We start from the raw sequence: 25,354 nt of genomic DNA, 5'->3' as shown, positions 1-25,354 counted from the left end.
ATACTGCGACATAAGGCCACATTACCGCTTGCATCAAGGTTCGGGCCTCGGGCCGCTTGCGCTCCATCTGGGGGGCGTTTGGCAACATTGAGAGGAGTGATCGGCATGATTCATCACGTTGTGGGGCTGTTTACCCATCCCGATCAGGAATGGCGGGAAATTCGTGGCGAAGAAGAATCCATCAGCCACATGTACCTGACGCACACCTTGATCCTGGCGGCGATCCCTGCCGTTTCCGCATTTATCGGTACGACCCAGGTCGGCTGGGTGATTGGCGACCGGCCAGCGGTGATGCTGACCATGGAAAGCGCAATCTGGATGAGCATCATGTCTTACCTGGCGATGCTCGCCGGGGTGGCGGTGATGGGCGCGTTCATCCACTGGATGGCACGCACCTACGACGCCAACCCCTCCATGGCGCAATGCATTGCCTTTGCCACCTACACCGCCACCCCGCTGTTCCTCGGCGGCCTGGCGGCGCTTTACCCGCACCTGTGGCTGGGCATGCTGATCGGCACTGCAGCGATCTGCTACACGGTGTACCTGTTGTATGTCGGCTTGCCGACGTTCATGAACATTCCACCCGATGAAGGCTTCCTGTTTTCCAGCTCGGTGCTGGCAGTGGGCCTTGTGGTACTGGTGGCGATCATGGCCGCAACCGTGATCATCTGGGGACTGGGCGTGGGGCCCGTTTACACCAACTAGAGCAGTCCAACGAGATCCTACCAACACAGGGGCATCAACCAGAGGCCGCCGCAAGGCGGCCTCTGGCTGTGCGCTGACCGGTGGCTCGGCAAGCCGCCAAGGCTTGCGGCATAATGCCGGGTCAGGAGAATTACCCCGCCATGCCCGAGCTGCTCAGACAACGCGTCGAAACCTGTTACCAGCAAGCCGAAACCTTCTTCAAACGCCCCTTCCCGCGCCCGGAAGTCAGCTTCAAGCTGCGCGGCCAAAAGGCCGGCGTCGCTCACCTGCACGAGAACCTGCTGCGCTTCAACCTGCAGCTGTACCGCGAAAACCAGGAAGACTTCCTGCGCCAGACCGTGGCCCACGAGGTGGCGCACCTGGTGGCTCACCAGCTGTTTGGCGAGCGCATCCAGGCCCATGGCGAGGAATGGCAATTGATCATGCGGGGTGTGTACGAATTGCCACCCAATCGCTGCCACAACTACGAAGTGCAACGGCGGGTGGTGACGCGCTACATCTATCGCTGCCCCTGCCCGCAAAGTGACTTTGCGTTTACCGCGCAGCGGCACAAGCTGGTGCGCCAGGGGCGGCGCTACCTGTGCAGGCGGTGCCGGGCGATTCTGGAATACAGCGGTGAGACGCGCGTTGAGTGATCCCAGGCATTAGAAAGGCGACCCAAGGGTCGCCTTTCTCGTAGCAGCCTGCGCCTTATTTCTCGACGAAGGCGCGCTCGATCAGGTAGTCACCCGGCTCGCGCATGCGGGCGGAGACTTTCAGGCCGAAGCTGTCGAGCACTTCGCTGGTCTCGTCCAGCATGCTTGGGCTGCCGCAGATCATCGCGCGGTCGTCCTGCGGGTTGATCGGTGGCAGGCCGATGTCGCTGAACAGCTTGCCGCTGCGCATCAGGTCGGTCAGGCGGCCCTGGTTCTCGAACGGCTCGCGCGTCACGGTCGGGTAGTAGATCAGCTTGTCGCGTACCGACTCACCGAAGAACTCGTTCTGCGGCAGGTGCTCGGTGATGAACTCGCGGTAAGCCACTTCGTTCACATAACGCACGCCGTGAACCAGGATCACTTTCTCGAAGCGCTCGTAGGTTTCCGGGTCCTGGATGACGCTCATGAAGGGCGCCAGGCCAGTGCCAGTGCTCAGCAGGTACAGGTGCTTGCCCGGGTTCAGGTCATCGAGCACCAGGGTGCCGGTAGGCTTCTTGCTGATGATGATCTCGTCGCCTTCCTTCAGGTGCTGCAACTGGGAAGTCAGCGGGCCGTCCGGCACCTTGATGCTGAAGAATTCCAGGTGCTCTTCCCAGTTCGGCGAGGCGATGGAATAGGCGCGCATGAGCGGGCGGCCGCTTTCCTGCTGCAGGCCGATCATCACGAACTGACCGTTCTCGAAGCGCAGGCCCGGATCCCGGGTGCACTTGAAGCTGAACAGGGTGTCGTTCCAGTGGTGCACACTGAGGACACGTTCGTGGTTCATGTTGCTCATCGATGGGGCTCCTGAAGAAAGACGCAGCGCGCGCAAAACGCGCAGTTGCGCGATAGTTTAGGGGCAGCGACAATATCTGTTAACTGAATTATCAAGATATGTGTTATCGGTTATATAGATATGCGATTCACACTTCGTCAGCTCCAGGTCTTCGTCGCCGTGGCCCAGCATCAAAGCGTCTCTCGGGCCGCCGGCCTGCTGTCGCTGTCGCAGTCGGCTGCCAGCACTTCCATCACCGAGCTTGAGCGCCAATCCAGCTGCCAGCTGTTCGATCGCGCCGGCAAGCGCCTGAGCCTCAACGCCCTGGGCCATCAACTGCTGCCACAGGCTGTCGCCTTGCTCGACCAGGCCAAGGAAATCGAAGACCTGCTCAATGGCAAGTCGGCCTTCGGCTCGCTGGCGGTCGGCGCCACGCTGACCATTGGCAACTACCTGGCGACCCTGCTGATCGGCAGCTTCATGCAGGTACACCCGGAAAGCCAGGTCAAGCTGCACGTGCAGAACACGGCGCACATTGTGCAACAAGTCGCTCACTACGAAATTGATCTGGGTCTGATCGAAGGCGATTGCAACCACCCAGACCTGGAGGTTCAGCCCTGGGTCGAGGACGAACTGGTCGTGTTCTGCGCGCCACAGCACCCACTGGCCACGCTGGGCCACGCAGACATTCAGACATTGTCCCAGGAAGCCTGGATTCTTCGCGAGCAAGGCTCCGGCACGCGCCTGACCTTTGACCAGGCCATGCGTCATCATCGCGCCAACCTCAACATCCGCCTGGAGCTCGAACACACCGAGGCGATCAAGCGGGCGGTGGAGTCGGGCCTGGGCATCGGCTGCATCTCGCGCCTGGCCCTGCGCGATGCCTTCCGCCGTGGCAGCCTGGTACCGGTCGAAACCCCGGAGCTGGATTTGATGCGCCAGTTCTACTTCATCTGGCACAAACAGAAATACCAAACCTCGGCCATGCGCGAGTTTCTTGAGCTATGCCGCAACTTCACCGCAGGCTTCACCCGCAGTGATGAAATCGTGCTGCCGGCAATCGCCTAGAGCAGAATCACGCCCCAGACCAGCGCAACCATGGTCAGCGCCACCAGTTGCGCGGCGCTGCCCATGTCCTTGGCGTTTTTCGACAAGGGGTGGCGTTCCAGCGAAATACGGTCGATGGCGGCTTCCACCGCCGAGTTGAACAACTCGACGATCAAGCCCAGCAGACACACCGCAATCATGATCGCCCGCTCCGCGCGGCTGACCGGCAGCCAGAAGGCAGTCGGGATCAGCAGCACGTTGAGCAGCACCAGTTGACGGAACGCGGCCTCGCCCTTGAAGGCGGCGCGCAAGCCGTCCAGCGAGTAGCCGGCGGCGTTGAAGATGCGTTTGAGGCCGGTCTGGCCTTTGAATGGCGACATGTGCGTCACTTCACCGAAGAAAGGCCGGCAGACTAATCCAGCGTGGGTCAAAAAAGCGTGAAGAAGCAGGTAGTTAGTTGCTGGCTACCGATTCAAGTTGTTGCAGCAGCAAGGCTGCCTGGGTACGCGTACGCACGCCCAGCTTGCGGAAGATCGCCGTCACGTGGGCCTTGATGGTGGCCTCCGAGACACTCAGCTCATAGGCGATCTGCTTGTTCAACAAGCCTTCACAGACCATGGTCAGCACCCGGAACTGCTGCGGTGTGAGGCTGGCCAGCCCTTCGCTGGCAGCCTTGGCTTCGGCCGAAACATCGACTTTCTCGAACGCTTGCGGTGGCCACCAGACCTCGCCGTCCAGCACCTTGCGCACGGCGTCCTGAATCACTTCCAGCGGGCTGGACTTGGGGATGAAACCACTGGCACCAAACTCGCGGGACTTGACCACGACTGCTGCCTCTTCCTGCGCCGATACCATCACCACGGGGATCTGCGGGTATTGCCCACGCAGCAGGACCAACCCGGAGAACCCGTAGGCGCCCGGCATGTTCAGGTCCAGCAGGACCAGATCCCAGTCGGCTTTTTCGCTCAGACGGGTTTCCAGCTCGGCAATGCTCGCGACCTCAACCAGGCGCACATCGGCGCCAAGGCCCAGGGTAACAGCCTGGCGCAGGGCGCCACGAAACAGCGGGTGGTCATCGGCAATCAGGATTTCGTAAGTGGCCATCGATCTAAGGATCCTGTTCTGTGCCAGGCGCGTGCGAGGTAGTAAGGGCGCTTGGCGGAAAGGCACGGCGAAGCCGGGGTAACGGCACCTTCGGCGTGCCCGAATCGGCGCCAAGGATGCCGAGCACGGTCGGGGTGGTCAAGCCAATTGCCCTGCCGTCCTCGCCCACCCTGGCTGCCAGCCCCGTCATTATGAACCAATCCCGCGCAACTGCCCCTTGGACTATAGGAAGGTATGCAAACGCTGATGCGCAGCGTCCTGCTCATCCAGCGGCAAATGCCGCTTGGCGCTCAGGTAGTGCAGGCTGAATACATCCAGGTAGGCATCCAGGGCCTGGGAGGCGCGCTGGTCGCCGGCCAACTCCAGGCACATGGCCGCCACTTCCGCTGTGCAGAAGTGGTCGTCACGCTTGGAACGGCGCAGGCGGTAGCGCGACATCTGCTCGGCCTCCAGGCTCAACACCGGGAAGCGGTCCAGGTAGGGGCTCTTGCGGAACATCTTGCGCGCCTCGGTCCAGGTGGCGTCGAGCAGGATGAACAACGGGCGCTTGCCTGGCTCGCGTTCTACCTGGTTGACCACCCGCTCCTGGGCGACGAACTCGCCAGGGAAAACGATGTAGGGCTGCCACTGGGGTTGTTCAAGCAGCGCCAGCAGGTTGTCGTCCACCGCTGTGCGCTGCCAGCCAAAGGCCGAGGTATCCTCGACCAGGTCGGCAATCAGCCAGCCGGTGTTGGTCGGCTTGAGCGGCTCGGTGTCGTGCATCAACAGGCACACACCCGACTCTGCCGGCACGCGGGGCCTCCAGGCACACAGGCAATGGCTGGCGATGACCCGGCATTGCGGGCAACGGACGGCCCGTGAACCACGGGCAATGAACGGCTTGTTGCTGCGGGCCAGGCGTTCGGCGCGTAAGCGCGCTACCGCGTGGCTCATGCTGGCAGGCCTTTGAACAGATTGGAGATGGACACTGCGACGGCTCGGAAACACAAAACGCAAGTCTACCAGAGCGGGCGTCATTTGCCGTGCAGCGGGGCCGGCCGGCCCCGTATAATCGACACTTTGGCGAACCTGAGCCACCGTGAAGCTGCACTCAGGGAACGTCACCTGCCGGCGCATGTCAAACCGCCAGTCATTGAACCAGGAGAGATACATGCTGCGTCTTATCGTCCCGACCCTGAGCCTTCTGCTCACCCTGCCCCTGGCGGCCCAGGCGGCGTCCAAGCAGGATTACGATCTGAACAGGATGCTGCAGAAGGTCGCCAAAGAGAGCAGCGTCGGCACGCCCCGCGCCATCAACGAAGACATCCTCGACCAGGGTTACACCGTCGAGGGCAAGGCACTGGTCAACCACCTCAGCGTGCGCCAAAGCCATGCTGAGCGCATGCAGGCCAACCCCGAACAGGTCCGCGACCAGTTGGGCGCCAGCGTTTGCCGTAACAACGGTTACCGCAACCTGATGTCCAAAGGCGCTGTCATGGTCTATCGCTTCACAGAGTACAAGACCAATCGGCCGGTGATGGACCAGGCATTCGACGCCGCCAGCTGTGTCGCCGGTAACAAGAAAAAGTAAGCAAATGATCTAGACGACCCGTTCGTCATCAGGGGCGCGCCACTGCTCTTCCTCGGCATCAGCGCGCAACTCTGCCAGTAGCGCCTGCAGGTAGCGCGACTGGCACTCCAGCCCCGAAAGCCTGCGACGGCACTCTGCCTCAAGGCTCAGGTGATGCACCTGCGCCGCATTTTCCAGCAGTTGATAGAGCTGCCGGTCCACCTCGATGATCAAGCGATGCATACCGCCACCTCCTGCATCGATACGTTTCGCTCTCCCAGTTAATCAAACCCTCAGCGCTATTGGCTGCGCGCCGACCAGCGGCTGCAGCAATGACTGCGGCACGATCTGGCGCGAGGGTCTAGATTGATATCGAGCACACCCGAATCGACGAGATGGATTGATTGCCACTGCACCATGGCCTTGAAGGCCTACTGCAACGCTCGAACTGCATACTCGAGCATCAGCAGCCAGCGACGCACGCAGCGTCGCGGCCGGGACATACCATCGACCCGGTCAGAGGTTTTGCTGCAGAAGGAGACGTTGAATGCCTTACCAACCCAATGAGCTGTTGTTCAATCACTTCAGGGACAACAACATCGACCTGAGCAAGATCGACCAACAGCTGCAACTTGTTGCACCGAACAGCCCCAACCTACCCCTGTACCGCGACATGATGCTAACCATCCTGCGCATGGCCCACGACGACACGGACCGCTGGAGCGCCAAGATCACCCTGCAGGCCCTGCGCGAGCTGGACCACTCGTTCCGCACCCTGGAGCGCTACAAGGGCCGTCGCAAGGTGACGGTGTTCGGCTCGGCCCGAACGCCATTGGAACACCCGATGTACGCCCTCGCCCGTGAGCTGGGCGCCACCCTGGCACGCTCCGACCTGATGGTCATCACAGGCGCAGGTGGCGGCATCATGGCTGCAGCGCATGAAGGGGCCGGTAGCGATCACAGCCTGGGCTTCAACATCACCCTGCCGTTTGAACAGCATGCCAACCCCACGGTGGACGGCACTGACAAACTCCTGCCTTTCCACTTTTTCTTCATTCGCAAACTGTTTTTCGTCAAGGAGGCCGATGGGCTGGTGCTCTGCCCTGGTGGCTTCGGCACGCTGGATGAAGCGCTCGAAGTGCTCACCCTGATCCAGACCGGCAAGAGCCCATTGGTGCCGGTGGTATTGCTCGACTCCCCCGGTGGCAGCTTCTGGCGCGACTGCCTGGACTTCATCGGCCGTCAGCTCGAAGAGAACCGCTACATCCTGCCCAGCGACCTCAAGCTGCTGCGCCTGGTGCACAGCGCCGATGAAGCCGTGGCGGAAATCAACCAGTTCTACAGCAACTACCACTCCAGCCGCTGGCTGAAGAACCAGTTCGTGATCCGCATGCATCACCCCCTCAGCGATGCTGCGCTCTACGACATTCAGGAAGGCTTCGCCGATTTGCGCCTAAGTGGCAAATACCACCAGCATGCCGACAGCGGCGCGGAGCACGAGGTAGGTAATTTCAGCCATCTGACCCGGCTGTCGTTTGCCTTCAACGGCCGTGACCAGGGCCGCCTGCGCGAACTGGTGGACTTTATCAACCTGCCGGAGAACTGGGCCAAGCCTCAGCCCATGCACACCACCCAGCGGGCCAGGGAGGCGTTGAAGGTCAGTTGAGATGAACCACCACTGTGCGTGCATAACGCGGCCGCGTAGGCGCGCACGGTTTCAATAGTCGTCGAGATCTCGACCACTGAGCAGGCGGCCGATCATTTCCATGGAGAACCCACGGTAGGCAAGGAATCGGGTCTGTTGGGCACGGCTGCGGGGGTCAGCGGGGCGTTGCCCGGCAAACTTGCGCTGCCACACATCCCTCAGCCGCTGCGCCCAATCCACACCGCTTTCACGCAACGCCTGATCGATATCGCCACGATCCAGGCCACGCTGGCCAAGTTCCTCGCGTATACGCGCAGGGCCATAGCCGGAATTGGAGCGGTACCTGATAAAGCTTTCAAGGTAGCGGGCTTCGCTGAGCAACCCTTCTTCGGCGAGCCGATCGAGCTCGGGCTCAATCAACTCATCCGAAGCGCCGCGCTGACGCAACTTGCGCGTCAGCTCGACGCGACCATGCTCACGTCGCGCGAGCAGGTCCATGGCTGTCCGCCGAATGGCGACGGGGGTGTCGAGTACGGCGGACATAGTCGCTATCTAAAACAGTGATCAATAACCGGCGTCGGCATCAGCCACGTCGTCGGCACTGGCCTCAGCTGCGGCAGCCTTGCCCGCTTCGGCGGCAGCACCGGCCTTGAGCAGCTTCTCGCGGATCTGCTTCTCGATCTCGGCACCAATGGCCGGGTTCTCAGCCAGGTACTTGGCGGCGTTGGCTTTGCCCTGGCCGATCTTGTTGCCCTGGTAGGCGTACCAGGCACCGGACTTCTCCACCAGCCCCTGAGAAACACCCAGGTCGATGATTTCGCCGTTACGGTAGATACCCTTGCCGTAGAGAATCTGGAACTCGGCCTGACGGAACGGAGGCGAGACCTTGTTCTTGACGATCTTGACGCGGGTTTCGCTGCCGACCACTTCGTCGCCTTCCTTGACCGCGCCGGTACGGCGGATGTCCAGGCGCACAGAGGCGTAGAACTTCAGGGCGTTACCACCGGTGGTGGTTTCCGGGCTGCCGAACATCACGCCGATCTTCATGCGGATCTGGTTGATGAAGATGACCAGGCAGTTGGCGTTCTTGATGTTACCGGTGATCTTGCGCAGCGCTTGCGACATCAGACGAGCCTGCAGGCCCACGTGCATGTCACCCATCTCGCCTTCGATCTCGGCCTTGGGCACCAGTGCTGCCACGGAGTCGACGATAATCACGTCAACCGCGTTGGAACGCACCAGCATGTCGGTGATTTCCAGGGCCTGTTCACCGGTATCTGGCTGCGAAACCAGCAGGTCGTCGACGTTGACGCCCAGCTTGCCGGCGTATTCCGGATCGAGGGCGTGCTCGGCGTCGACGAAGGCGCACGTGGCGCCATTTTTCTGGGCTTCGGCGATGACCGACAGGGTCAGGGTAGTTTTACCCGAGGACTCCGGGCCGTAGATTTCGACGATACGGCCTTTTGGCAGGCCGCCGATGCCGAGGGCGATGTCCAGGCCCAGGGAACCGGTGGAGATCGCCGGGATGCCTGTGCGCTCATGGTCGCCCATGCGCATGACCGCGCCCTTGCCGAATTGGCGTTCGATTTGACCCAGGGCCGCAGCCAAGGCGCGCTTCTTGTTGTCGTCCATTGAAATCCTCACGTGTTCGACTTGGCCCTGATGGCCGGAATACCTGTATAAGTAGCCAGTATTATTCCACAGCGAAGCGCGCGAGCAAACCCCTGTCGTCGATTTACTCGGCACCAAGCTGTAACAAGCCGTCTAACGCGGCGATCACCGTTTGTCGGCGCACTGCATCACGGTCGCCAGCGAACTGGCGGCGCTCGCTGATGACGCGGCTGCCATCGGCCCAGGCCAGCCATACGGTGCCCACCGGCTTGGCCGGCGAGCCGCCATCCGGCCCGGCCACGCCACTCACCGCCACGGCAAACCGTGCGCCGCTGGCGGCCTGGGCGCCCCGGGCCATGGCTTCGACCACTTCCTGGCTGACCGCACCCACCTCGCCGAACAGTGCCTCGGGCACCCCCAGTTGGCGGGTCTTCTGGGCATTGGAATACGTCACGTACCCGGCCTCGAACCAGGCCGAACTGCCGGGGATGCGGGTGATGGCTTCAGCGATACCACCGCCCGTGCAGGACTCAGCGGTGGTCACCTGGGCATTGAGGCCGCGCAGGTGTTCGCCCAGGCGGGCGGAAAGCGTGGTGATCGGGTCCATGTCAGGCTCCTTGAAGACTGGCTACACCCTACCACCCGAGCTCACCACCCGGCACCCTCACCGGTACCCCCTACCCTCACTGATATTCGGCAGTATCGCGCAGGGCTCGCCCACAGCGGCTGCAGGCGTTTCGCGAGACAACGATCTCCCCGGTGAAAATACGCTCAAGCGCCACAGGCTTGTGCCTGAAAAGCCGACACACCATACGCTTTAGTAAAGAAGGCTTAACAAAGGGGCGAGCGCGGTCACTGGTCATGGATACAACGTCGGCTCAGAAGTTCAGGCGCAGCAGGGTACGCCAGATGTTTTTCAGCGGCGAGCGGCAGTGCTTGGCCCAATTGCGCTCCCACCACTCGTCCTCATTGCAAACCACCTGTTCGAGGTCACTGCCCGTCACAGCCGCTGCATGTTGCCTGAACATCATGGGGAACGCGCAATGCTGGCGAATCCTGTGCTTGAACATCACGTCCACGGGTGTACCGTCGTAGGGCGTCTGGGCCAGGATCCGGCAACCTTCGCGCGACAGCACGTAGGCGTGCAATGCCACCACCCGGCCGCGAGCGACGAATGGGAACCAGGTGAGCCAGGTGCGCCCCATGGAATAGCCCAGGTGCAAGGCCTCAAAGCGTCGAGACTGCATGAAACGATTGATCCAGCGGACCCGCGAAGCCTTTAATTCATAGGCCTTTGCATCGTCCTCGAAAATGAGGATCCTACCCAGACCATTGTCCAGCGCATGGCGCGCTAGCTGCTGGTGCGACTCGTAGCAACCGCGTTTCGGGTCACTGTCTTTCTCGACGACATGGAAGACGACTTCATTGTCGAGCTGTCGGCCAATGGTTTCCGTGAACAGCTTGCGCCTGTCATTTCGCGTGTCGAGCGAAATGCAATACACGGCATCTACATCAAAACGAATTCCGCTCACTGCACTAATCAGCCTGATTGCAATACATATTTACTGGGCTACGCATCACCACAGGTGAGAGCTGCCATGAGGTCAAAAGTACGCAATTGTCCATAGGGACGAGGTAGTGTCAATCCGCCTCTAACCAATCCAGCCTACCTGGCCCGGCCCTTGTGACGGACAGGTACTGCGTGGTCCGCAGGCGTGGTAACCTACCCAGCTTGAAAAATCAGGTGGGTCTCGGCGTCAGGAACGCAACACAGAACGCCCTAAGTTTGCCCCACAATGTTGAGACCTACTCTTTAAGTCATTGATGAATAAAGCAATCTCCGATCTCTCCGCACACACCCCGATGATGCAGCAGTACTGGAGGCTGAAGAACCAGCACCCGGACCAGCTGATGTTCTACCGCATGGGCGATTTCTACGAGATCTTCTACGAAGATGCGAAGAAAGCCGCGAAACTGCTGGATATCACCCTGACCGCGCGCGGTCAGTCAGCCGGCCAGTCCATCCCCATGTGCGGCATTCCGTTCCATTCGCTCGAAGGCTACCTGGCCAAACTGGTCAAGCTCGGCGAATCGGTGGTGATCTGCGAACAGATTGGCGACCCCGCTACCAGCAAAGGCCCGGTGGAACGCCAGGTGGTGCGCATCATCACCCCCGGCACGGTCAGCGACGAAGCGCTGCTCGACGAGCGCCGCGACAACCTGATCGCCGCGCTACTGGGCGATGAGCGCCTGTTTGGCCTGGCGGTGCTGGATATCACCAGTGGCAACTTCAGCGTGCAGGAAATCAAGGGCTGGGAAAACCTGCTGGCCGAGCTCGAACGCATCAACCCGGTCGAGCTGCTGATCCCCGATGACTGGCCACGCGACCTGCCCGCCGAGAAGCGCCCGGGCGCACGCCGCCGTGCCCCTTGGGACTTCGACCGGGACTCGGCACGCAAGGCCCTGTGCCAGCAGTTCGCAACCAAGGACCTCAAGGGCTTTGGCTGCGACAAGCTGACCCTGGCCATCGGCGCCGCCGGTTGCCTGCTGACCTACGCCAAGGAAACCCAGCGCACTGCCCTGCCGCACCTGCGCAGCCTGCGCCACGAACGCCTGGACGACACGGTCATCCTCGACGGCGCCAGCCGTCGCAACCTGGAGCTGGACATCAACCTGGCAGGCGGGCGCGACAACACCCTGCAGTCAGTGATCGACCGCTGCCAGACCGCCATGGCCAGCCGTTTGCTGACCCGCTGGCTGAACCGCCCGCTGCGTGACCTCAAAGTTTTGCAGGCGCGCCAGGACTCGATCCGCTGCCTGCTCGATGGCTATCGTTTCGAAAAACTACAGCCGCAGCTCAAAGAAATTGGCGATATCGAGCGGATCCTCGCCCGTATCGGCCTGCGCAATGCCCGCCCACGCGACCTCGCGCGCCTGCGTGATGCCCTCGGCGCCCTGCCCGAATTGCAAAACGCCATGGCCGAGCTGGAAGCCCCGCACCTGGCGCGCCTGGCGGCCATTACCGGTACTTACCCGGAGCTGAGCAGCCTGCTGGAGCGGGCAGTCATCGACAACCCGCCAGCGGTGATCCGTGACGGCGGCGTGCTCAAGGCCGGCTACGACAACGAGCTGGACGAGCTGCTGGCGATCAGCGAGAACGCCGGCCAGTTCCTGATCGACCTGGAAGCCCGCGAAAAGGCCCGTACCGGCCTCGCCAACCTCAAGGTTGGCTACAACCGCGTTCACGGCTACTTCATCGAGCTGCCGACCAAGCAGGCCGAGCAGGCTCCGGGCGACTACATTCGCCGCCAGACCCTCAAAGGTGCGGAGCGCTTCATCACCCCGGAGCTCAAGGCATTCGAGGACAAGGCGCTGTCGGCCAAGAGCCGTGCCCTGGCCCGCGAGAAGATGCTCTACGATGCCCTACTCGAAACCTTGATCAGCCACCTGGCACCGCTGCAGGACAGCGCCGCCGCCCTGGCCGAGCTGGACGTGCTGAGCAACCTCGCCGAGCGCGCACTGAACCTCGACCTGAATTGCCCACGCTTCGTCGACGAGCCGTGCCTGCGCATCGACCAAGGCCGACATCCGGTGGTCGAGCAGGTGCTGACCACGCCGTTCGTGGCCAACGACCTGAGCCTGGACAACAGCACCCGCATGCTGATCATCACCGGCCCGAACATGGGCGGTAAGTCCACCTACATGCGTCAGACCGCACTGATCGTGCTGATGGCGCACATCGGCAGCTTCGTGCCGGCAGCGCAATGCGAGCTGTCGCTGGTCGACCGTATCTTCACCCGTATCGGCTCCAGCGATGACCTGGCGGGCGGGCGCTCGACCTTCATGGTCGAGATGAGTGAAACCGCCAACATCCTGCACAACGCCACCGACCGCAGCTTGGTGTTGATGGACGAAGTCGGCCGCGGCACCAGCACCTTCGACGGCCTGTCGCTAGCCTGGGCCGCCGCCGAGCGCCTGGCCCAGCTGCGTGCCTACACGCTGTTCGCCACGCACTACTTCGAGCTCACCGTACTGCCGGAAAACGAGCCGCTGGTGGCCAACGTTCACCTGAACGCCACCGAACACAACGAGCGTATCGTCTTCCTGCACCACGTGCTGCCAGGCCCTGCCAGCCAAAGCTACGGCCTGGCCGTGGCGCAACTGGCCGGCGTGCCCAGCGCAGTCATCCAGCGTGCCCGCGAACACCTGGGCCGCCTGGAAACCGCGAGCCTGCCACACGAGCAGCCGCTGGGCAAAAAGGCCAAGGACGAGCCACACGTCCCGCACCAGAGCGATCTGTTCGCCAGCTTGCCGCACCCGGCCATCGAGAGGCTGGGCAAGCTGGACCTGGACGACATGACCCCGCGCCAAGCTATCGAAATGCTATATCAACTAAAGAACCTGTTATAACGGCGCCCACTACAAGCTGGTAGAATCCGCCGCGGTTTGCTGGTGCTGCAGGTTATTAGCCTGGCCTGCAGCCACATACCCGCAAATCGCGCGGCCCCGAGAGGAAGGGCCGCCGCCGTCGCCTGAGGAGAGAACTAGAAATGACCTTCGTCGTCACCGACAACTGCATCAAATGCAAATACACCGACTGCGTGGAAGTCTGTCCGGTGGACTGCTTCTACGAAGGCCCGAACTTCCTGGTCATCCACCCGGACGAGTGCATCGACTGCGCACTGTGCGAGCCAGAATGCCCAGCGCAAGCCATCTTCTCGGAAGACGAAGTGCCATCGGGCATGGAGAACTTCATCGAGCTGAACGCCGAGTTGGCGGAAATCTGGCCAAACATCACCGAGCGTAAGGACGCCCTGCCCGACGCTGAAGAGTGGGATGGCAAGACCGGCAAGATTGCAGATCTGGAGCGCTGATAGCGCCCAGATACGAAAAAGGCCCATTCGGGCCTTTTTTCATTTTCGGCAGGCAAAAAAAAGGGGCGGTATGACCCGCCCACATTTTTTTCCGTAGTCCCTGATTGTCCCAAACATCATCCTGATGAAATCGCGTCTTTGCGATGTCCTTGGCCTTCTCCTTGAAAGCCTGTGCATGTCCGTGTGCACAGTTCGAATACTAGCGACTTCAGCGGGCCAGACAACCGACCCATATCACAAGATATTGCCGCGGACACATTTCCTCATGCCCGAATAACCTATGATTTTCAGTGAGTTAAGACTACACCGAATCTGAAAACGACAATGATTTACTGTTGGTTGCATAGATAGCTTACAAAACCAGTAAGCGATCTCTTACACGCAATGTTACTGGGGTGGCGCATTACACAATGCGAGGTGCACCCCACAACGGCAGCGCTGCGACGCGCACACACAAAAACGCCCCGAGGCTATCGGGGCGTCTTGTGCTAGCGAACAGCTGACTACTGGAACAACGACTCACTGGACAGGCCGTTCTTCTCAAGGATCTCACGCAAGCGCTTGAGCCCTTCTACCTGGATCTGCCGCACACGCTCACGGGTTAGGCCAATCTCCAGGCCAACATCCTCCAGGGTGCTACTCTCGTGACCGCGCAGGCCAAAGCGGCGTACCACCACCTCACGCTGCTTGTCGGTCAGCTCGCCCAGCCACTGATCGATGCTCTGCGACAGGTCGTCATCCTGCAGCAGCTCACACGGGTCGGTCGGGCGGTCATCGGTGAGGGTATCGAGGAGGGTCTTGTCCGAGTCCGGCCCGAGCGAAACGTCCACCGAAGAGACCCGCTCATTGAGCCCCAGCATGCGCTTGACCTCAGCGACAGGCTTCTCCAGCAGCGTGGCGATTTCCTCTGGCGACGGCTCGTGATCGAGCTTTTGGGTCAGCTCCCGCGCGGCACGCAGGTAGACGTTGAGCTCCTTGACCACATGGATCGGCAGGCGAATGGTGCGGGTCTGGTTCATGATCGCCCGCTCGATGGTCTGGCGAATCCACCAGGTCGCATAGGTCGAGAAACGGAAACCACGCTCCGGGTCGAACTTCTCGACCGCACGGATCAGCCCCAGGTTGCCCTCCTCGATCAGGTCGAGCAACGACAGGCCGCGATTCACGTAACGACGGGCAATTTTTACAACCAGACGCAGGTTGCTTTCGATCATGCGCTTACGGCCGGCGGGATCACCTTTTTGCGACAGACGCGCAAAATGAACTTCCTCTTCCGGCGACAGCAGTGGCGAGAAACCGATTTCGTTAAGGTACAACTGCGTAGCATCAAGTGCCCGAGTGTAATCGATGTACTTGTGCTGCTTGAGCGAAGAGCCGGACTTGGCCCTGGTCCGAACCGAAGGTACAGCAGGTTCGTCTGACACCACATCCGTTTCCAAAACGATGCCCGTCTCCATCAGGAGGACGTCATCGTCGATGTCAAACTCCGGCGCTTCTTTATTGAGAGCCATTGTTATAGTCCTTTGCTGAGTTCGAACTCAGACTCGAGCGGCACCTATATCCCTGGCAGCGCTGGAGCCTGTCCCCTCTACATCACAGGAACAGGCCGGGTACAACAATCAACGGCGTGGCAGGAACTGGAGTGGATCGACGGGTTTACCCTGGCGGCGAATCTCGAAATGCAGCTTCACCCGATCAGTGCCCGTGGACCCCATTTCAGCAATCGACTGCCCTGCCTTGACCTGCTGCCCCTCCCGAACCAACAGCCTGCGGTTGTGACCGTAGGCACTGACGTAGGTATCGCTGTGCTTGATGATGATCAGCTCGCCGTAGCCCCTCAAGCCACTCCCGGCGTAGACCACTGCACCATCAGACGCAGCAAAAACAGGCTGTCCCAAATCACCGGCGATATCAATGCCTTTATTCAAACTACCGTTTGAAGCAAATTTTCCAATCAGCACGCCGTTGGCCGGCCAGGTCCAGCCCCCCACCGCACGCTCTGCGGCCGGCACAGTAGCCACCACCGGCGCACGGGTTGCCGGGGCCGTGGTCGCCGGCTTGGTATTACTGACAGGCGCGGTGCCGGTGCTACCGACAGGGCGACGGATGACCGTTGTCTTGCTCGAAGAGGACGGGCTGGACACCACCGTGGTGGTGCCCGTGGAGCCGCTGCTGAAACGAATCGGCTGACCAGGGCGAATGGTGTAAGGCGCCGGGATGCCGTTACGCGCAGCCAGTTCCTTGTAGTCCCAGCCGTAACGGAAGGCGATGGAGAACAGCGTATCGCCCGGCTTGACGATGTATTGACCGGAGGTTACCGCCGGCCGCTTGGGCGCTGCAGCGTTACGGTCGACCACGCGAGCGCTCGTCGAGCTGGTGCTGGAGCAACCCGCCAGCAGGGTGCCCATGGCCAGTGCAATCACCAGAAGCTTGAAACCCGCCCAATCCTTGCGCTGCCGAATGCCTGTGTGACCCACCCGCGCTCCCCTCATGGTGCCGAATACCGAAATAACGATAAGAAATGCAATATTGTTGCAATTATAACCGAGCCCACCCGCATTGGGTGGACGGCGGCAAGAACGCCCACCACGGCCAGTGCTGCAGTGGATCCCCCCGCCAGATAGACAGGGCGATGGCGCAAGAATTCGTCGCTGCCGTAAATATTCCGTGGCTCAGGCCAACGGACCATTGAGCAACGGCACGAAGCGCACGGCCCCAAGCACGCGCCGGGAGAATCCATGCTCCTCACGCACGATCAGCATCAACTGCTGCGTCTCGCCTGCCGGGCCCACCGGGATCACCATGCGCCCCCCTGGCGCCAGCTGGTCGAGCAATGCTTGCGGCACCTCTGGCGCCACGGCGGTGACAATGATGCCGTTGTAGGGTGCCAGCGCCTGCCAGCCCTCGCAACCGTCCCCCCAGCGGAACACCACGTTACGCAGGTTCAGTTCCACCAGGCGCTCCTTGGCGCGGTCCTGCAGCACCTTGATTCGCTCCACCGAGAACACCCGCTCGACCAGCTGGGCAAGTATCGCCGTCTGGTAACCGGAGCCGGTGCCGATCTCCAGCACCTTGTCCAGCGGCCCGGCCTCAAGCAGCAGCTCGCTCATGTGCGCCACCATGAACGGCTGCGAGATGGTCTGGTTATGACCGATCGGCAGTGCAGTGTCTTCGTAGGCGCGATGCGCCAGGGCCTCGTCGACGAACAGGTGGCGCGGGGTGCGGCGGATCGCGTCGAGCACCTTGGTGTTCGCCACGCCCTCTTCGCACAGGCGCTGGATCAGCCGCTCCCGGGTCCGCTGGGAGGTCATGCCGATACCCCGGCGCAGCATATCGTCCTCGCGCATCAGAGCAGGCCCTCCAGCCAACCGTCGAGCTGTTCGAAAGCATCGTTGAAGGTGCGGTCGAGCTGCAGCGGGGTGATCGATACGTAGCCTTGCATCACCGCGTGGAAGTCCGTGCCTGGGCCACCGTCCTCGGCGTCGCCGGCCACGGCAATCCAGTACCCTTCCTTGCCACGCGGGTTGACCACCTTGGTCGGCGCCGCCGCCCGCGCCCGGTGACCCAGGCGGGTGAGCTGGATGCCACGGATGTGTTCCAGCGGCAGGTTGGGGATATTGACGTTGAGCACGGTACGCGGCGGCAACACGAGGCGCGACTGCGCCTCCACCAGGCGACGGGCGATGTAGGCGGCGGCGGGCAGGTTGTCCGGCTGGCGCGACAGCAACGAAAACGCCAGCGACGTGTTGCCCAGGAAGCGGCCTTCCAATGCAGCGGCGACGGTGCCCGAATAGAGCACGTCATCGCCCAGGTTGGCCCCCAGGTTGATCCCGGACACCACCATGTCAGGGGTCTGCGGCAACAGCCCGTTGAGCCCCAGGTGCACGCAGTCGGTCGGCGTACCGTTGAGGCTGATGAAACCGTTGGCCAGGGTCTGCGGATGCAGGGGCCGGTCCAGCGTCAGCGAACTGCTGGCGCCGCTCTTGTCTTGATCCGGGGCAATCACCACGCACTCGGCATAATCCACCAACGCAGCATGCAGCGCGGCGAGGCCGGGTGCGGTGACACCGTCGTCGTTCGAAATCAGAATACGCATGGGCTGTCCGTCTGCCCTGCCGGCACCAGATCCACGACTTCGCGCACCACCACGGTGGCGAAGCATCCGGCCGGAAGGACGAATTCCAGTTGCAGGATATCAGGCTCGGGATAATGCCACGTCAGGCCGCCAATAGGGAGCCGCAGAATGCGCCGTTCGTGATCCATGCCCGCCTGGGCCAGCCAATGGCAAAGTGCTGGCTGCCGTGCGCCGACTGCCGCTTCCAGTTCGCCAGTGGCACCGGTAGCAGGGGTTTGCCCCTCGCCCCATAGCGCACCGGTGGGGTGCAGGTCGAGAATGGCCAGCCGCGGATCGGAACATTCCTGCTCGGTAGCGGGAAAGAAACTACGGCTATCGGTGAATGCCAGCAGATCTCCCACCTGGGCACGCGCCCAGCTGCCGTCAGCAACTCGTGCGGCGAGAATCTGGTTGAACAGGTAGCTGCGCCCTGCCGAGAGCAGGCGCGAGCGCACGTTGCGCTGTTCAGGCAGGGCCTTGCGGGCGGCCCAGTCGAGCGCGTCGTGAACATTACCGCCAGCATGGCCAAAACGCTGACTGCCGAAATAGTTCGGCACGCCATGCTGCTTGAGCGCCTCCAGGCGTGCGTCCAGTGCCTGGTGATCGGCGGCAAGGGCGGTAAGACGCAGGGTAAAACCGTTGGCCGAATGCGCGCCACGCTGCAGTTTGCGCTGGTGGCGTACCTGCTTGAGCACGCGCAGGCTCTCATCCTCGGCTCGCGACAGGTCCGGGTCGGCCTTGCCGGGCAGGTGCAGGCTGAACCACTGCCGAGTCAGGGCCTGGCGATCCTTGAGCCCGGCGTAGCTGATCGAGCGGGCAGGCACGCCTGCGGCGCGAGCCAGCCGGCGGGCCGCCTCTTCGGTGTTGAGATCGCGTTTTTCGACCCACAACCACAGGTGCTCACCCTGGCCCGACAACGGAATATCCAGGACTTCGTCGACCTGGAAATCTTCAGCCACGGCCTTGAGCACCGCCGTTCCCAGTGGTTCACCCGATACGCGCGGGCCCAGCAGTTCCAGTTCGGTCATGCTGGCAGCAACAGGGCCACCGCGTGCACGGCGATACCCTCCTCACGGCCGGTGAAGCCCAGCTTTTCGGTGGTGGTGGCCTTGACGTTGACCTGGTCGAGCTCAGCCTGCAGGTCTTCGGCAATCAGCTGGCGCATGGTCTCGATGTGCGGGGCCATTTTCGGCGCCTGGGCGACGATGGTGGCGTCGACATTGCCGACCTTCCAACCCTTGGCCTGGACGATACCGACCACATGGCGCAACAAGGCACGGCTGTCGGCACCCTTGAATTGCGGATCGGTGTCAGGGAAGTGTTTGCCGATGTCGCCCAGCGCTGCGGCGCCAAGCAAGGCATCGCTCAGGGCGTGCAGCAGCACGTCACCGTCGGAATGGGCCAGAAGGCCATGTTTGTGGGGGATACGGACCCCGCCCAGGGTAATGAAATCACCGTCGCAGAAACGGTGCACATCGTAGCCATGGCCAATACGCATAGAAAAACGCCCTGATTGAGTCAGGGCGTGATTCTACCTGCTTTGTGCGGTATTGGGGCTGCGCCTTACACCCGGCCCAACGCCACCGCGTGATGGCGCAAGTGGTCTTCGATGAAGCTGGCGATGAAGTAGTAGCTGTGGTCATAACCCGGCTGCAGGCGCAGGGTCAGTGCATGCCCCCCTTTGCGTGCGGCTTGCTCCAGCGCCTCGGGCTTGAGCTGCTTCTCGAGGAAATCATCACGGTCGCCCTGGTCGACCAGCAACGGTGGGCAGCTGCCCGCTGGCGTTTCGGCCAGCAGTACGCTGGCATCCCACTCGCGCCAGCGTGCACGGTCGTCACCCAGGTAGCGGCTGAATGCCTTTTCGCCCCATGGGCAGTCCATTGGATTGCTGATGGGCGAGAACGCCGATATCGAGCGGTAGCGCCCAGGGTTACGCAAGGCGCACACCAACGCGCCATGCCCGCCCATCGAATGGCCACTGATGCTGCGCTGATCAGACGCTGGGAAGTGCGCTTCGATCAGAGCTGGCAGCTCCTCCACCACGTAATCATGCATACGGTAGTGCTGCGCCCAGGGTTGCTGGGTGGCATTGAGGTAGAAGCCGGCACCCAGGCCGAAGTCCCAAGCGCCATCGGGGTCGCCCGGCACCTGCTCGCCACGCGGGCTGGTGTCTGGCGCGACAATGATCAGCCCAAGCTCGGCAGCCAGGCGTTGGGCACCGGCCTTCTGCATGAAGTTCTCGTCGGTGCAGGTCAGGCCGCTGAGCCAGTACAGCACCGGCAGCTTCGCGCCCTGTTCGGCCTGTGGCGGCAGATACACGGCGAACACCATGTCGCAGCCGAGCACCTTGGAGTGATGCCGGTACCGCTTGTGCCAGCCGCCGAAGCTCTTCTGGCAAGAGATGTTGTCCAGGCTCATGGCAGACCTCAGAAGTGGATCACGCTGCGGATACTCTTGCCTTCGTGCATCAGGTCGAAAGCTTTGTTGATGTCTTCCAGGCCCATGGTGTGGGTGATGAACGTATCCAGCGGGATCTCGCCCTTCTCGGCCATTTCGACGTAGCTTGGCAGCTCGCTGCGGCCCCGCACACCACCGAACGCCGAACCGCGCCAGACGCGGCCGGTGACCAGCTGGAACGGACGGGTGGCGATTTCCTGGCCAGCACCGGCAACACCGATGATGACCGACTCACCCCAACCCTTGTGGCAGCATTCCAGCGCCGCACGCATCAGCTGAACGTTGCCGATGCACTCGAAGGAGAAGTCCACGCCACCGTCGGTGAGGTCGACGATCACGTCCTGGATCGGGCGGTCGTACTCTTTCGGGTTGATGCAATCGGTGGCACCCAGCTGACGGGCGATCTCGAACTTGGCCGGGTTGATGTCGATGGCAATGATGCGCGAGGCCTTGGCCTTGACTGCACCAATGATCGCCGACAGGCCGATGCCGCCGAGGCCGAAGATGGCCACGGTGTCCCCCGGTTTGACTTTGGCGGTATTGATGACCGCACCGATACCGGTGGTAACGCCGCAGCCGAGCAGGCAGACCTTCTCCAGCGGGGCTTCCTTCTGGATCTTGGCCACGGAGATTTCCGGCAGCACGGTGTACTCGGAGAAGGTCGAAGTTCCCATGTAGTGGAACAGCTGCTGGCCTTTATAGGAGAAGCGCGTGGTGCCGTCGGGCATCAGGCCCTTGCCCTGGGTGGCGCGGATGGCCTGGCACAGGTTGGTTTTGCCGGAGCGGCAGAATTTGCACTGGCCGCATTCAGGGGTGTACAGCGGAATGACATGGTCACCCACGGCCACCGAGGTCACGCCCTCGCCCACTGCCTCGACGATCGCGCCGCCTTCATGACCCAGGATCGAAGGGAAGATGCCCTCTGGGTCGGCGCCGGACAGGGTGTAGGCGTCGGTGTGGCAGACACCGCTGGCAACCACCCGCAGCAGCACTTCGCCGGCCTTGGGCATGGCTACGTCCACTTCGACGATTTCCAGGGGTTTCTTGGCTTCGAAGGCTACAGCAGCACGGGACTTGATCATCAAAGGTCTCCAGACAGAGGGTCAGTTCAGGCTGACAGTGTAATTCATGCTTTTTTGATGAATAATCAAGGCGAAGACAAAACATTATTGCCACTCAGGGATAATCAATGAGCAGCCGCTGGGAAGGCATCGACGAATTCGTCGCGGTGGCCGAGTCTGGCCAGTTCACTGCGGCGGCCGAGCGCCTGGGCGTGTCGTCATCGCATATCAGCCGCCAGATCGCCCGGCTGGAGGAGCGCCTGCAGACCCGCCTGCTGTACCGCAGTACCCGGCGCGTCACCTTGAGCGAGGCCGGGCAGACGTTTTTGCAGCATTGCCAGCGCCTGCAGGATGGCCGTGAAGAAGCCCTGCGGGCGATGGGCGACCTGGCCAGCGAACCCAAGGGGTTGCTGCGCATGACGTGTGCGGTGGCCTATGGCGAGCGCTTCATCGTGCCACTGGTGACGCGCTTCATGGCGTTGTACCCGCAACTGAGGGTGGAAGTGGAGTTGAGCAACCGCACGCTGGACTTGCTGCACGAAGGCATGGACCTGGCCATTCGCCTCGGCCGGCTCGCCGATTCCAGGCTGGTTGCCGCCCGCCTGGCGCCACGGCGCATGTATCTGTGCGCCTCGCCGGCTTATCTGGAACGTTACGGTCGGCCGCACAGCCTGTCGGAACTGGCACGGCACAATTGCCTGGTGGGGAGTTCGGACCTGTGGGCGCTACAGCAGGACGGTCGCGAGATCAGTCAGCGGGTGCAGGGCAACTGGCGCTGCAACAGCGGGCAGGCCGTGCTCGACGCGGCATTGCAGGGGATGGGCTTGTGCCAGCTGCCGGACTATTACGTGCTGGAGCACCTGAACACCGGGGCACTGGTATCGCTGCTGGAAGGGCATCAGCCGCCGAATACGGCGGTGTGGGCGTTGTATCCGCAGCAGCGGCATCTGTCGCCGAAGGTGCGGCGGCTGGTGGATTATCTGAAGGAAGGGTTGGCGGGGTTGCCGGAGTATCGACTGGGCTGAGGGGATGAGCTGGTTGTGCTGGCCTCTTCGCGGGCAAGCCCGCCCCCACAGGTACTGCACAGGGCTTGAAACTTGTGCTTTACCTGTGGGTGCGGGCTTGCCCGCGAAGATGCCAGTACAGAAGTACTGTGTCAGCGGCGCCCGGCCCAGCGCTGACGCAACCACTCAAGGTCTTCCGGCCGGGTCACCTTGATGTTGTCGCTACGCCCTTCGACCAACCTCGGCGCCTGGCCGGACCATTCGATGGCTGACGCCTCGTCGGTGACCACCACATCGGAAACCAGGCATTCGGCCAGCGCCCGGTGCAAGGCCCCCAGGCGAAACATCTGCGGCGTATACGCCTGCCAGATGGTGCTGCGATCCACAGTAGCGCTGACCCGCCCCTTGCTGTCGGCTCGCTTGAGGGTATCGCGCGCCGGCACCGCCAGCAGGCCACCCACCGGGTCATTGGCCAACTCCGTCAACAGCTTGTCCAGGTCGGTACGCGCAAGGTTCGGCCGCGCCGCATCGTGAACCAGCACCCAATCGCTGTCTGCAGCCCCTTGGGCATGCAGCAGCAGCAAGGCGTTGAGCACCGAGTCAGCTCGCTCACGACCACCCGCCGCGCGCTGGATACGCGGGTCGCTGGCACAGCGCAGGCCTGGCCAGTAAGGGTCGTGCTCGGCAACGCTGACCACCACGCCCTTGAGCGACGGATGGCCAAGAAAACAGTCGAGGCTATGCTCGAGAAGGGTCTGCCCACCCAATTGCAAGTACTGCTTGGGGCGGTCGGCAGCCATGCGGGCACCTACGCCCGCAGCAGGAATCACGGCCCAGAAGGCCGGTAATGTGTCAGTCATTTTTGCGGCAACTGGAAGAGGGTTTCGCCCTCTTTGACCATCCCCAATTCATGACGAGCCCGTTCTTCCACGGTCTCCATACCTTTCTTCAACTCCAGGACTTCTGCGTCAAGCACGCGGTTACGCTCAAGCAGACGCTCGTTTTCGGCATGCTGCTCGGCGATCTGCTGCTTGAGCTCGGTCACTTGCGCCAGGCTGCCGTTACCCACCCAAAGGCGGTACTGCAGGCCACCCAACAGCAGAAGCAGAACGAGGAACAACCAATAGGGACTGCGCATCAAGGTATCCAGGTTAAAAAGACCGCCGCGTACTGTTTACTTCGGGGCCTCGAATAGCACGAAGCCTGGCCGAGGCCAGGCTTCGTCGACAGAAACCCGTTGGAAGTGTAGGAACATTCAGTACGAATGTTCCGACAGCTCCGGCTGCTGTCTTTTTACCATCTCTTGCTTAACCGCGAAACTCGGTACGGCCACGGTAAACCGCCTTGGCACCCAGTTGCTCTTCGATGCGCAGCAGTTGGTTGTACTTGGATACGCGGTCGGAACGGCACAGCGAGCCGGTCTTGATCTGGCCAGCAGCGGTACCCACGGCCAGGTCGGCGATGGTCGAGTCTTCGGTTTCACCGGAACGGTGCGAAATCACCGCGGTGTAGCCGGCAGCCTTGGCCATCTGGATGGCTTCCAGGGTTTCGGTCAGCGAGCCGATCTGGTTGAACTTGATCAGGATCGAGTTACCGATGCCCTTCTCGATGCCTTCCTTGAGGATCTTGGTGTTGGTCACGAACAGGTCGTCACCGACCAGTTGCACCTTCTCGCCGATCTTGTCGGTGAGGATCTTCCAGCCAGCCCAGTCGGACTCGTCCAGGCCGTCTTCGATCGAGATGATCGGGAAGCGCTCGGTCAGGCCTTTCAGGTACTCGGCAAAGCCTTCGGCGTCAAACGACTTGCCTTCGCCAGACAGGTTGTACTTGCCGTCTTCATAGAACTCGGAAGCCGCGCAGTCCAGGGCCAGGGTCACGTCGGTGCCCAGCTTGTAGCCGGCTTTTTCAACAGCTTCGGCGATGGCGGCCAGCGCGTCTTCGTTGGACGCCAGGTTCGGCGCGAAGCCACCTTCGTCACCCACGGCAGTGTTCAGGCCGCGAGCCTTCAGTACAGCCTTCAGGTGATGGAAGATTTCGGTGCCCATGCGCAGGCCATCAGAGAAGGTCTTGGCGCCAACCGGCTGCACCATGAACTCCTGGATGTCGACGTTATTGTCGGCGTGCTCGCCACCGTTGATGATGTTCATCATCGGGACCGGCATCGAGTACTGGCCCGGAGTGCCGTTCAGGTTGGCGATGTGCGCGTACAGCGGCAGGTCCTGGTCCTGGGCAGCGGCCTTGGCAGCAGCCAGGGAAACGGCCAGGATGGCGTTTGCACCCAGCTTGGCTTTGTTTTCGGTACCGTCCAAGGCGATCATGGCATGGTCCAGGGCCTTCTGGTCAGAAGGATCCTTGCCCAGCAGCAGGTCACGGATCGGGCCGTTGATGTTGGCGACGGCTTTGAGCACGCCCTTGCCCAGGTAACGGCTCTTGTCGCCATCACGCAGCTCCAGCGCTTCGCGCGAGCCGGTGGAAGCACCGGACGGCGCGCAAGCGCTACCGATGATGCCGTTGTCGAGCAGTACATCGGCTTCCACGGTGGGGTTGCCACGCGAATCGAGAACTTCACGACCTTTGATGTCGACGATTTTTGCCATTGTTGTAAGCACTCCAGAATTGACGAAAACAACGCAGCTTAGGAAATCCTTGCACTTCACCAGGCGGGGTATGCAGCAGGCAGGCCTGATGAAGCACTCCCTGACCAAACGGTCAGGGAGAGAACGGGCGGTACTTT

General features: G+C 61.9%; 28 protein-coding genes. 8 read left to right on the top strand and 20 right to left on the bottom strand.

Annotated elements, in window-relative coordinates; all coding sequences use genetic code 11:
- Nucleotides 1-105 precede the first annotated feature (105 nt).
- A complete protein-coding gene (locus tag ACSSU5_RS16630; protein WP_264309953.1) occupies nt 106-705 on the top strand; it encodes a Yip1 family protein in 600 nt (199 codons plus the stop codon).
- Between the two features lie 140 nt (nt 706-845).
- Nucleotides 846-1,340 carry a SprT family zinc-dependent metalloprotease gene (locus ACSSU5_RS16625; RefSeq protein WP_264309954.1) on the top strand — a complete coding sequence of 165 codons (495 nt, stop codon included), beginning with the start codon at nt 846-848 and terminating at the stop codon, nt 1,338-1,340.
- A 55-nt stretch (nt 1,341-1,395) separates the two neighbouring features.
- Here ACSSU5_RS16625 and fpr read toward each other — a convergent pair whose 3' ends face one another.
- Nucleotides 1,396-2,175, bottom strand: a complete 780-nt coding sequence (fpr, locus tag ACSSU5_RS16620) for a ferredoxin-NADP reductase (RefSeq protein ID WP_016501130.1) — start codon at nt 2,173-2,175, stop codon at nt 1,396-1,398.
- Nucleotides 2,176-2,295: 120 nt separating this feature from the next.
- On the opposite strand from fpr, the gene finR reads away from it, so the two are divergent.
- Nucleotides 2,296-3,222 (top strand): LysR family transcriptional regulator FinR, encoded by a 927-nt coding sequence (finR, locus tag ACSSU5_RS16615; protein ID WP_264309955.1) that lies wholly within the window; start codon nt 2,296-2,298, stop codon nt 3,220-3,222.
- Here the strand turns inward: finR and ACSSU5_RS16610 are convergent.
- From ACSSU5_RS16610 to ACSSU5_RS16600, 3 genes are all read right to left on the bottom strand, one after another.
- Nucleotides 3,219-3,581 carry a diacylglycerol kinase gene (locus ACSSU5_RS16610; protein ID WP_027595832.1) on the bottom strand — a complete coding sequence of 121 codons (363 nt, stop codon included), beginning with the start codon at nt 3,579-3,581 and terminating at the stop codon, nt 3,219-3,221. The genes finR and ACSSU5_RS16610 overlap by 4 nt on opposite strands.
- 73 nt (nt 3,582-3,654) lie before the next feature.
- Nucleotides 3,655-4,305: a response regulator transcription factor ErdR gene (gene erdR, locus ACSSU5_RS16605; protein ID WP_264309956.1), complete on the bottom strand. Its 651-nt coding sequence runs from the start codon at nt 4,303-4,305 to the stop codon at nt 3,655-3,657.
- 222 nt (nt 4,306-4,527) lie between these two features.
- Nucleotides 4,528-5,238 (bottom strand): tRNA-uridine aminocarboxypropyltransferase, encoded by a 711-nt coding sequence (locus ACSSU5_RS16600; protein ID WP_492559303.1) that lies wholly within the window; start codon nt 5,236-5,238, stop codon nt 4,528-4,530.
- 217 nt (nt 5,239-5,455) lie between these two features.
- On the opposite strand from ACSSU5_RS16600, the gene ACSSU5_RS16595 reads away from it, so the two are divergent.
- Nucleotides 5,456-5,875, top strand: a complete 420-nt coding sequence (locus ACSSU5_RS16595; RefSeq protein WP_264309958.1) for a quorum-sensing-regulated virulence factor family protein — start codon at nt 5,456-5,458, stop codon at nt 5,873-5,875.
- A gap of 9 nt (nt 5,876-5,884) precedes the next feature.
- Here ACSSU5_RS16595 and ACSSU5_RS16590 read toward each other — a convergent pair whose 3' ends face one another.
- Complete coding sequence (locus ACSSU5_RS16590; protein ID WP_264309959.1) at nt 5,885-6,097, bottom strand: hypothetical protein; 213 nt, start codon at nt 6,095-6,097, stop codon at nt 5,885-5,887.
- A 304-nt stretch (nt 6,098-6,401) separates the two neighbouring features.
- Here ACSSU5_RS16590 and ACSSU5_RS16585 point away from each other — a divergent pair, with 304 nt between their 5' ends.
- Nucleotides 6,402-7,520 (top strand): LOG family protein, encoded by a 1,119-nt coding sequence (locus tag ACSSU5_RS16585; RefSeq protein ID WP_264309960.1) that lies wholly within the window; start codon nt 6,402-6,404, stop codon nt 7,518-7,520.
- 51 nt (nt 7,521-7,571) lie between these two features.
- Here ACSSU5_RS16585 and recX read toward each other — a convergent pair whose 3' ends face one another.
- The 4 genes from recX to ACSSU5_RS16565 form a co-directional block, all read right to left on the bottom strand.
- Nucleotides 7,572-8,042 carry a recombination regulator RecX gene (gene recX / locus ACSSU5_RS16580; protein WP_264309961.1) on the bottom strand — a complete coding sequence of 157 codons (471 nt, stop codon included), beginning with the start codon at nt 8,040-8,042 and terminating at the stop codon, nt 7,572-7,574.
- Nucleotides 8,043-8,063: 21 nt separating this feature from the next.
- Nucleotides 8,064-9,131, bottom strand: coding sequence for a recombinase RecA (gene recA / locus ACSSU5_RS16575; RefSeq protein WP_027595825.1), 1,068 nt, complete (start codon nt 9,129-9,131; stop codon nt 8,064-8,066).
- A 103-nt stretch (nt 9,132-9,234) separates the two neighbouring features.
- The gene (locus ACSSU5_RS16570; protein ID WP_264309962.1) at nt 9,235-9,717 is read right to left on the bottom strand and encodes a CinA family protein; all 483 of its coding nucleotides are present in this window, start codon (nt 9,715-9,717) and stop codon (nt 9,235-9,237) included.
- A gap of 271 nt (nt 9,718-9,988) precedes the next feature.
- Complete coding sequence (locus ACSSU5_RS16565) at nt 9,989-10,642, bottom strand: glycosyltransferase family 25 protein (protein ID WP_264309963.1); 654 nt, start codon at nt 10,640-10,642, stop codon at nt 9,989-9,991.
- Between the two features lie 304 nt (nt 10,643-10,946).
- On the opposite strand from ACSSU5_RS16565, the gene mutS reads away from it, so the two are divergent.
- Both mutS and fdxA read left to right on the top strand, forming a co-directional pair.
- Nucleotides 10,947-13,520, top strand: coding sequence for a DNA mismatch repair protein MutS (mutS, locus tag ACSSU5_RS16560; protein WP_264313968.1), 2,574 nt, complete (start codon nt 10,947-10,949; stop codon nt 13,518-13,520).
- Nucleotides 13,521-13,660: 140 nt separating this feature from the next.
- The gene (gene fdxA, locus ACSSU5_RS16555; protein WP_027595821.1) at nt 13,661-13,984 is read left to right on the top strand and encodes a ferredoxin FdxA; all 324 of its coding nucleotides are present in this window, start codon (nt 13,661-13,663) and stop codon (nt 13,982-13,984) included.
- A gap of 503 nt (nt 13,985-14,487) precedes the next feature.
- Here the strand turns inward: fdxA and rpoS are convergent.
- The 8 genes from rpoS to ACSSU5_RS16515 form a co-directional block, all read right to left on the bottom strand.
- Entirely contained in the window at nt 14,488-15,495 is a 1,008-nt protein-coding gene (gene rpoS / locus ACSSU5_RS16550) for an RNA polymerase sigma factor RpoS (protein ID WP_033700853.1), read from the bottom strand.
- A 108-nt stretch (nt 15,496-15,603) separates the two neighbouring features.
- Complete coding sequence (locus tag ACSSU5_RS16545) at nt 15,604-16,461, bottom strand: peptidoglycan DD-metalloendopeptidase family protein (protein ID WP_264309964.1); 858 nt, start codon at nt 16,459-16,461, stop codon at nt 15,604-15,606.
- A gap of 195 nt (nt 16,462-16,656) precedes the next feature.
- Nucleotides 16,657-17,295: a protein-L-isoaspartate(D-aspartate) O-methyltransferase gene (locus ACSSU5_RS16540; RefSeq protein WP_264313969.1), complete on the bottom strand. Its 639-nt coding sequence runs from the start codon at nt 17,293-17,295 to the stop codon at nt 16,657-16,659.
- Between the two features lie 35 nt (nt 17,296-17,330).
- Complete coding sequence (surE, locus tag ACSSU5_RS16535; RefSeq protein ID WP_264309965.1) at nt 17,331-18,080, bottom strand: 5'/3'-nucleotidase SurE; 750 nt, start codon at nt 18,078-18,080, stop codon at nt 17,331-17,333.
- Nucleotides 18,068-19,126 (bottom strand): tRNA pseudouridine(13) synthase TruD, encoded by a 1,059-nt coding sequence (gene truD, locus ACSSU5_RS16530; protein ID WP_492559302.1) that lies wholly within the window; start codon nt 19,124-19,126, stop codon nt 18,068-18,070. Before truD ends, surE begins: the two co-directional genes overlap by 13 nt.
- Nucleotides 19,123-19,596 carry a 2-C-methyl-D-erythritol 2,4-cyclodiphosphate synthase gene (gene ispF, locus ACSSU5_RS16525; protein WP_264309967.1) on the bottom strand — a complete coding sequence of 158 codons (474 nt, stop codon included), beginning with the start codon at nt 19,594-19,596 and terminating at the stop codon, nt 19,123-19,125. Before ispF ends, truD begins: the two co-directional genes overlap by 4 nt.
- Nucleotides 19,597-19,661: 65 nt before the next feature.
- Nucleotides 19,662-20,516 carry an S-formylglutathione hydrolase gene (fghA, locus tag ACSSU5_RS16520; RefSeq protein WP_264309968.1) on the bottom strand — a complete coding sequence of 285 codons (855 nt, stop codon included), beginning with the start codon at nt 20,514-20,516 and terminating at the stop codon, nt 19,662-19,664.
- An 8-nt stretch (nt 20,517-20,524) separates the two neighbouring features.
- Nucleotides 20,525-21,637 carry an S-(hydroxymethyl)glutathione dehydrogenase/class III alcohol dehydrogenase gene (locus tag ACSSU5_RS16515; protein WP_264309969.1) on the bottom strand — a complete coding sequence of 371 codons (1,113 nt, stop codon included), beginning with the start codon at nt 21,635-21,637 and terminating at the stop codon, nt 20,525-20,527.
- A gap of 107 nt (nt 21,638-21,744) precedes the next feature.
- Here ACSSU5_RS16515 and ACSSU5_RS16510 point away from each other — a divergent pair, with 107 nt between their 5' ends.
- Nucleotides 21,745-22,641, top strand: coding sequence for a LysR substrate-binding domain-containing protein (locus ACSSU5_RS16510; protein WP_492559301.1), 897 nt, complete (start codon nt 21,745-21,747; stop codon nt 22,639-22,641).
- A gap of 131 nt (nt 22,642-22,772) precedes the next feature.
- Here ACSSU5_RS16510 and ispD read toward each other — a convergent pair whose 3' ends face one another.
- The 3 genes from ispD to eno form a co-directional block, all read right to left on the bottom strand.
- The gene (gene ispD, locus ACSSU5_RS16505) at nt 22,773-23,480 is read right to left on the bottom strand and encodes a 2-C-methyl-D-erythritol 4-phosphate cytidylyltransferase (protein ID WP_264309971.1); all 708 of its coding nucleotides are present in this window, start codon (nt 23,478-23,480) and stop codon (nt 22,773-22,775) included.
- Entirely contained in the window at nt 23,477-23,758 is a 282-nt protein-coding gene (gene ftsB / locus ACSSU5_RS16500; protein ID WP_004375443.1) for a cell division protein FtsB, read from the bottom strand. The genes ispD and ftsB overlap by 4 nt, the downstream gene beginning before the upstream one ends.
- 169 nt (nt 23,759-23,927) lie before the next feature.
- A complete protein-coding gene (eno, locus tag ACSSU5_RS16495) occupies nt 23,928-25,217 on the bottom strand; it encodes a phosphopyruvate hydratase (protein WP_264309972.1) in 1,290 nt (429 codons plus the stop codon).
- Nucleotides 25,218-25,354: the final 137 nt, after the last annotated feature.

Source organism: Pseudomonas sp. E1MeOHC2 (assembly GCF_058745025.1).
This window is presented reverse-complemented; position numbering and strand designations above follow the sequence as displayed.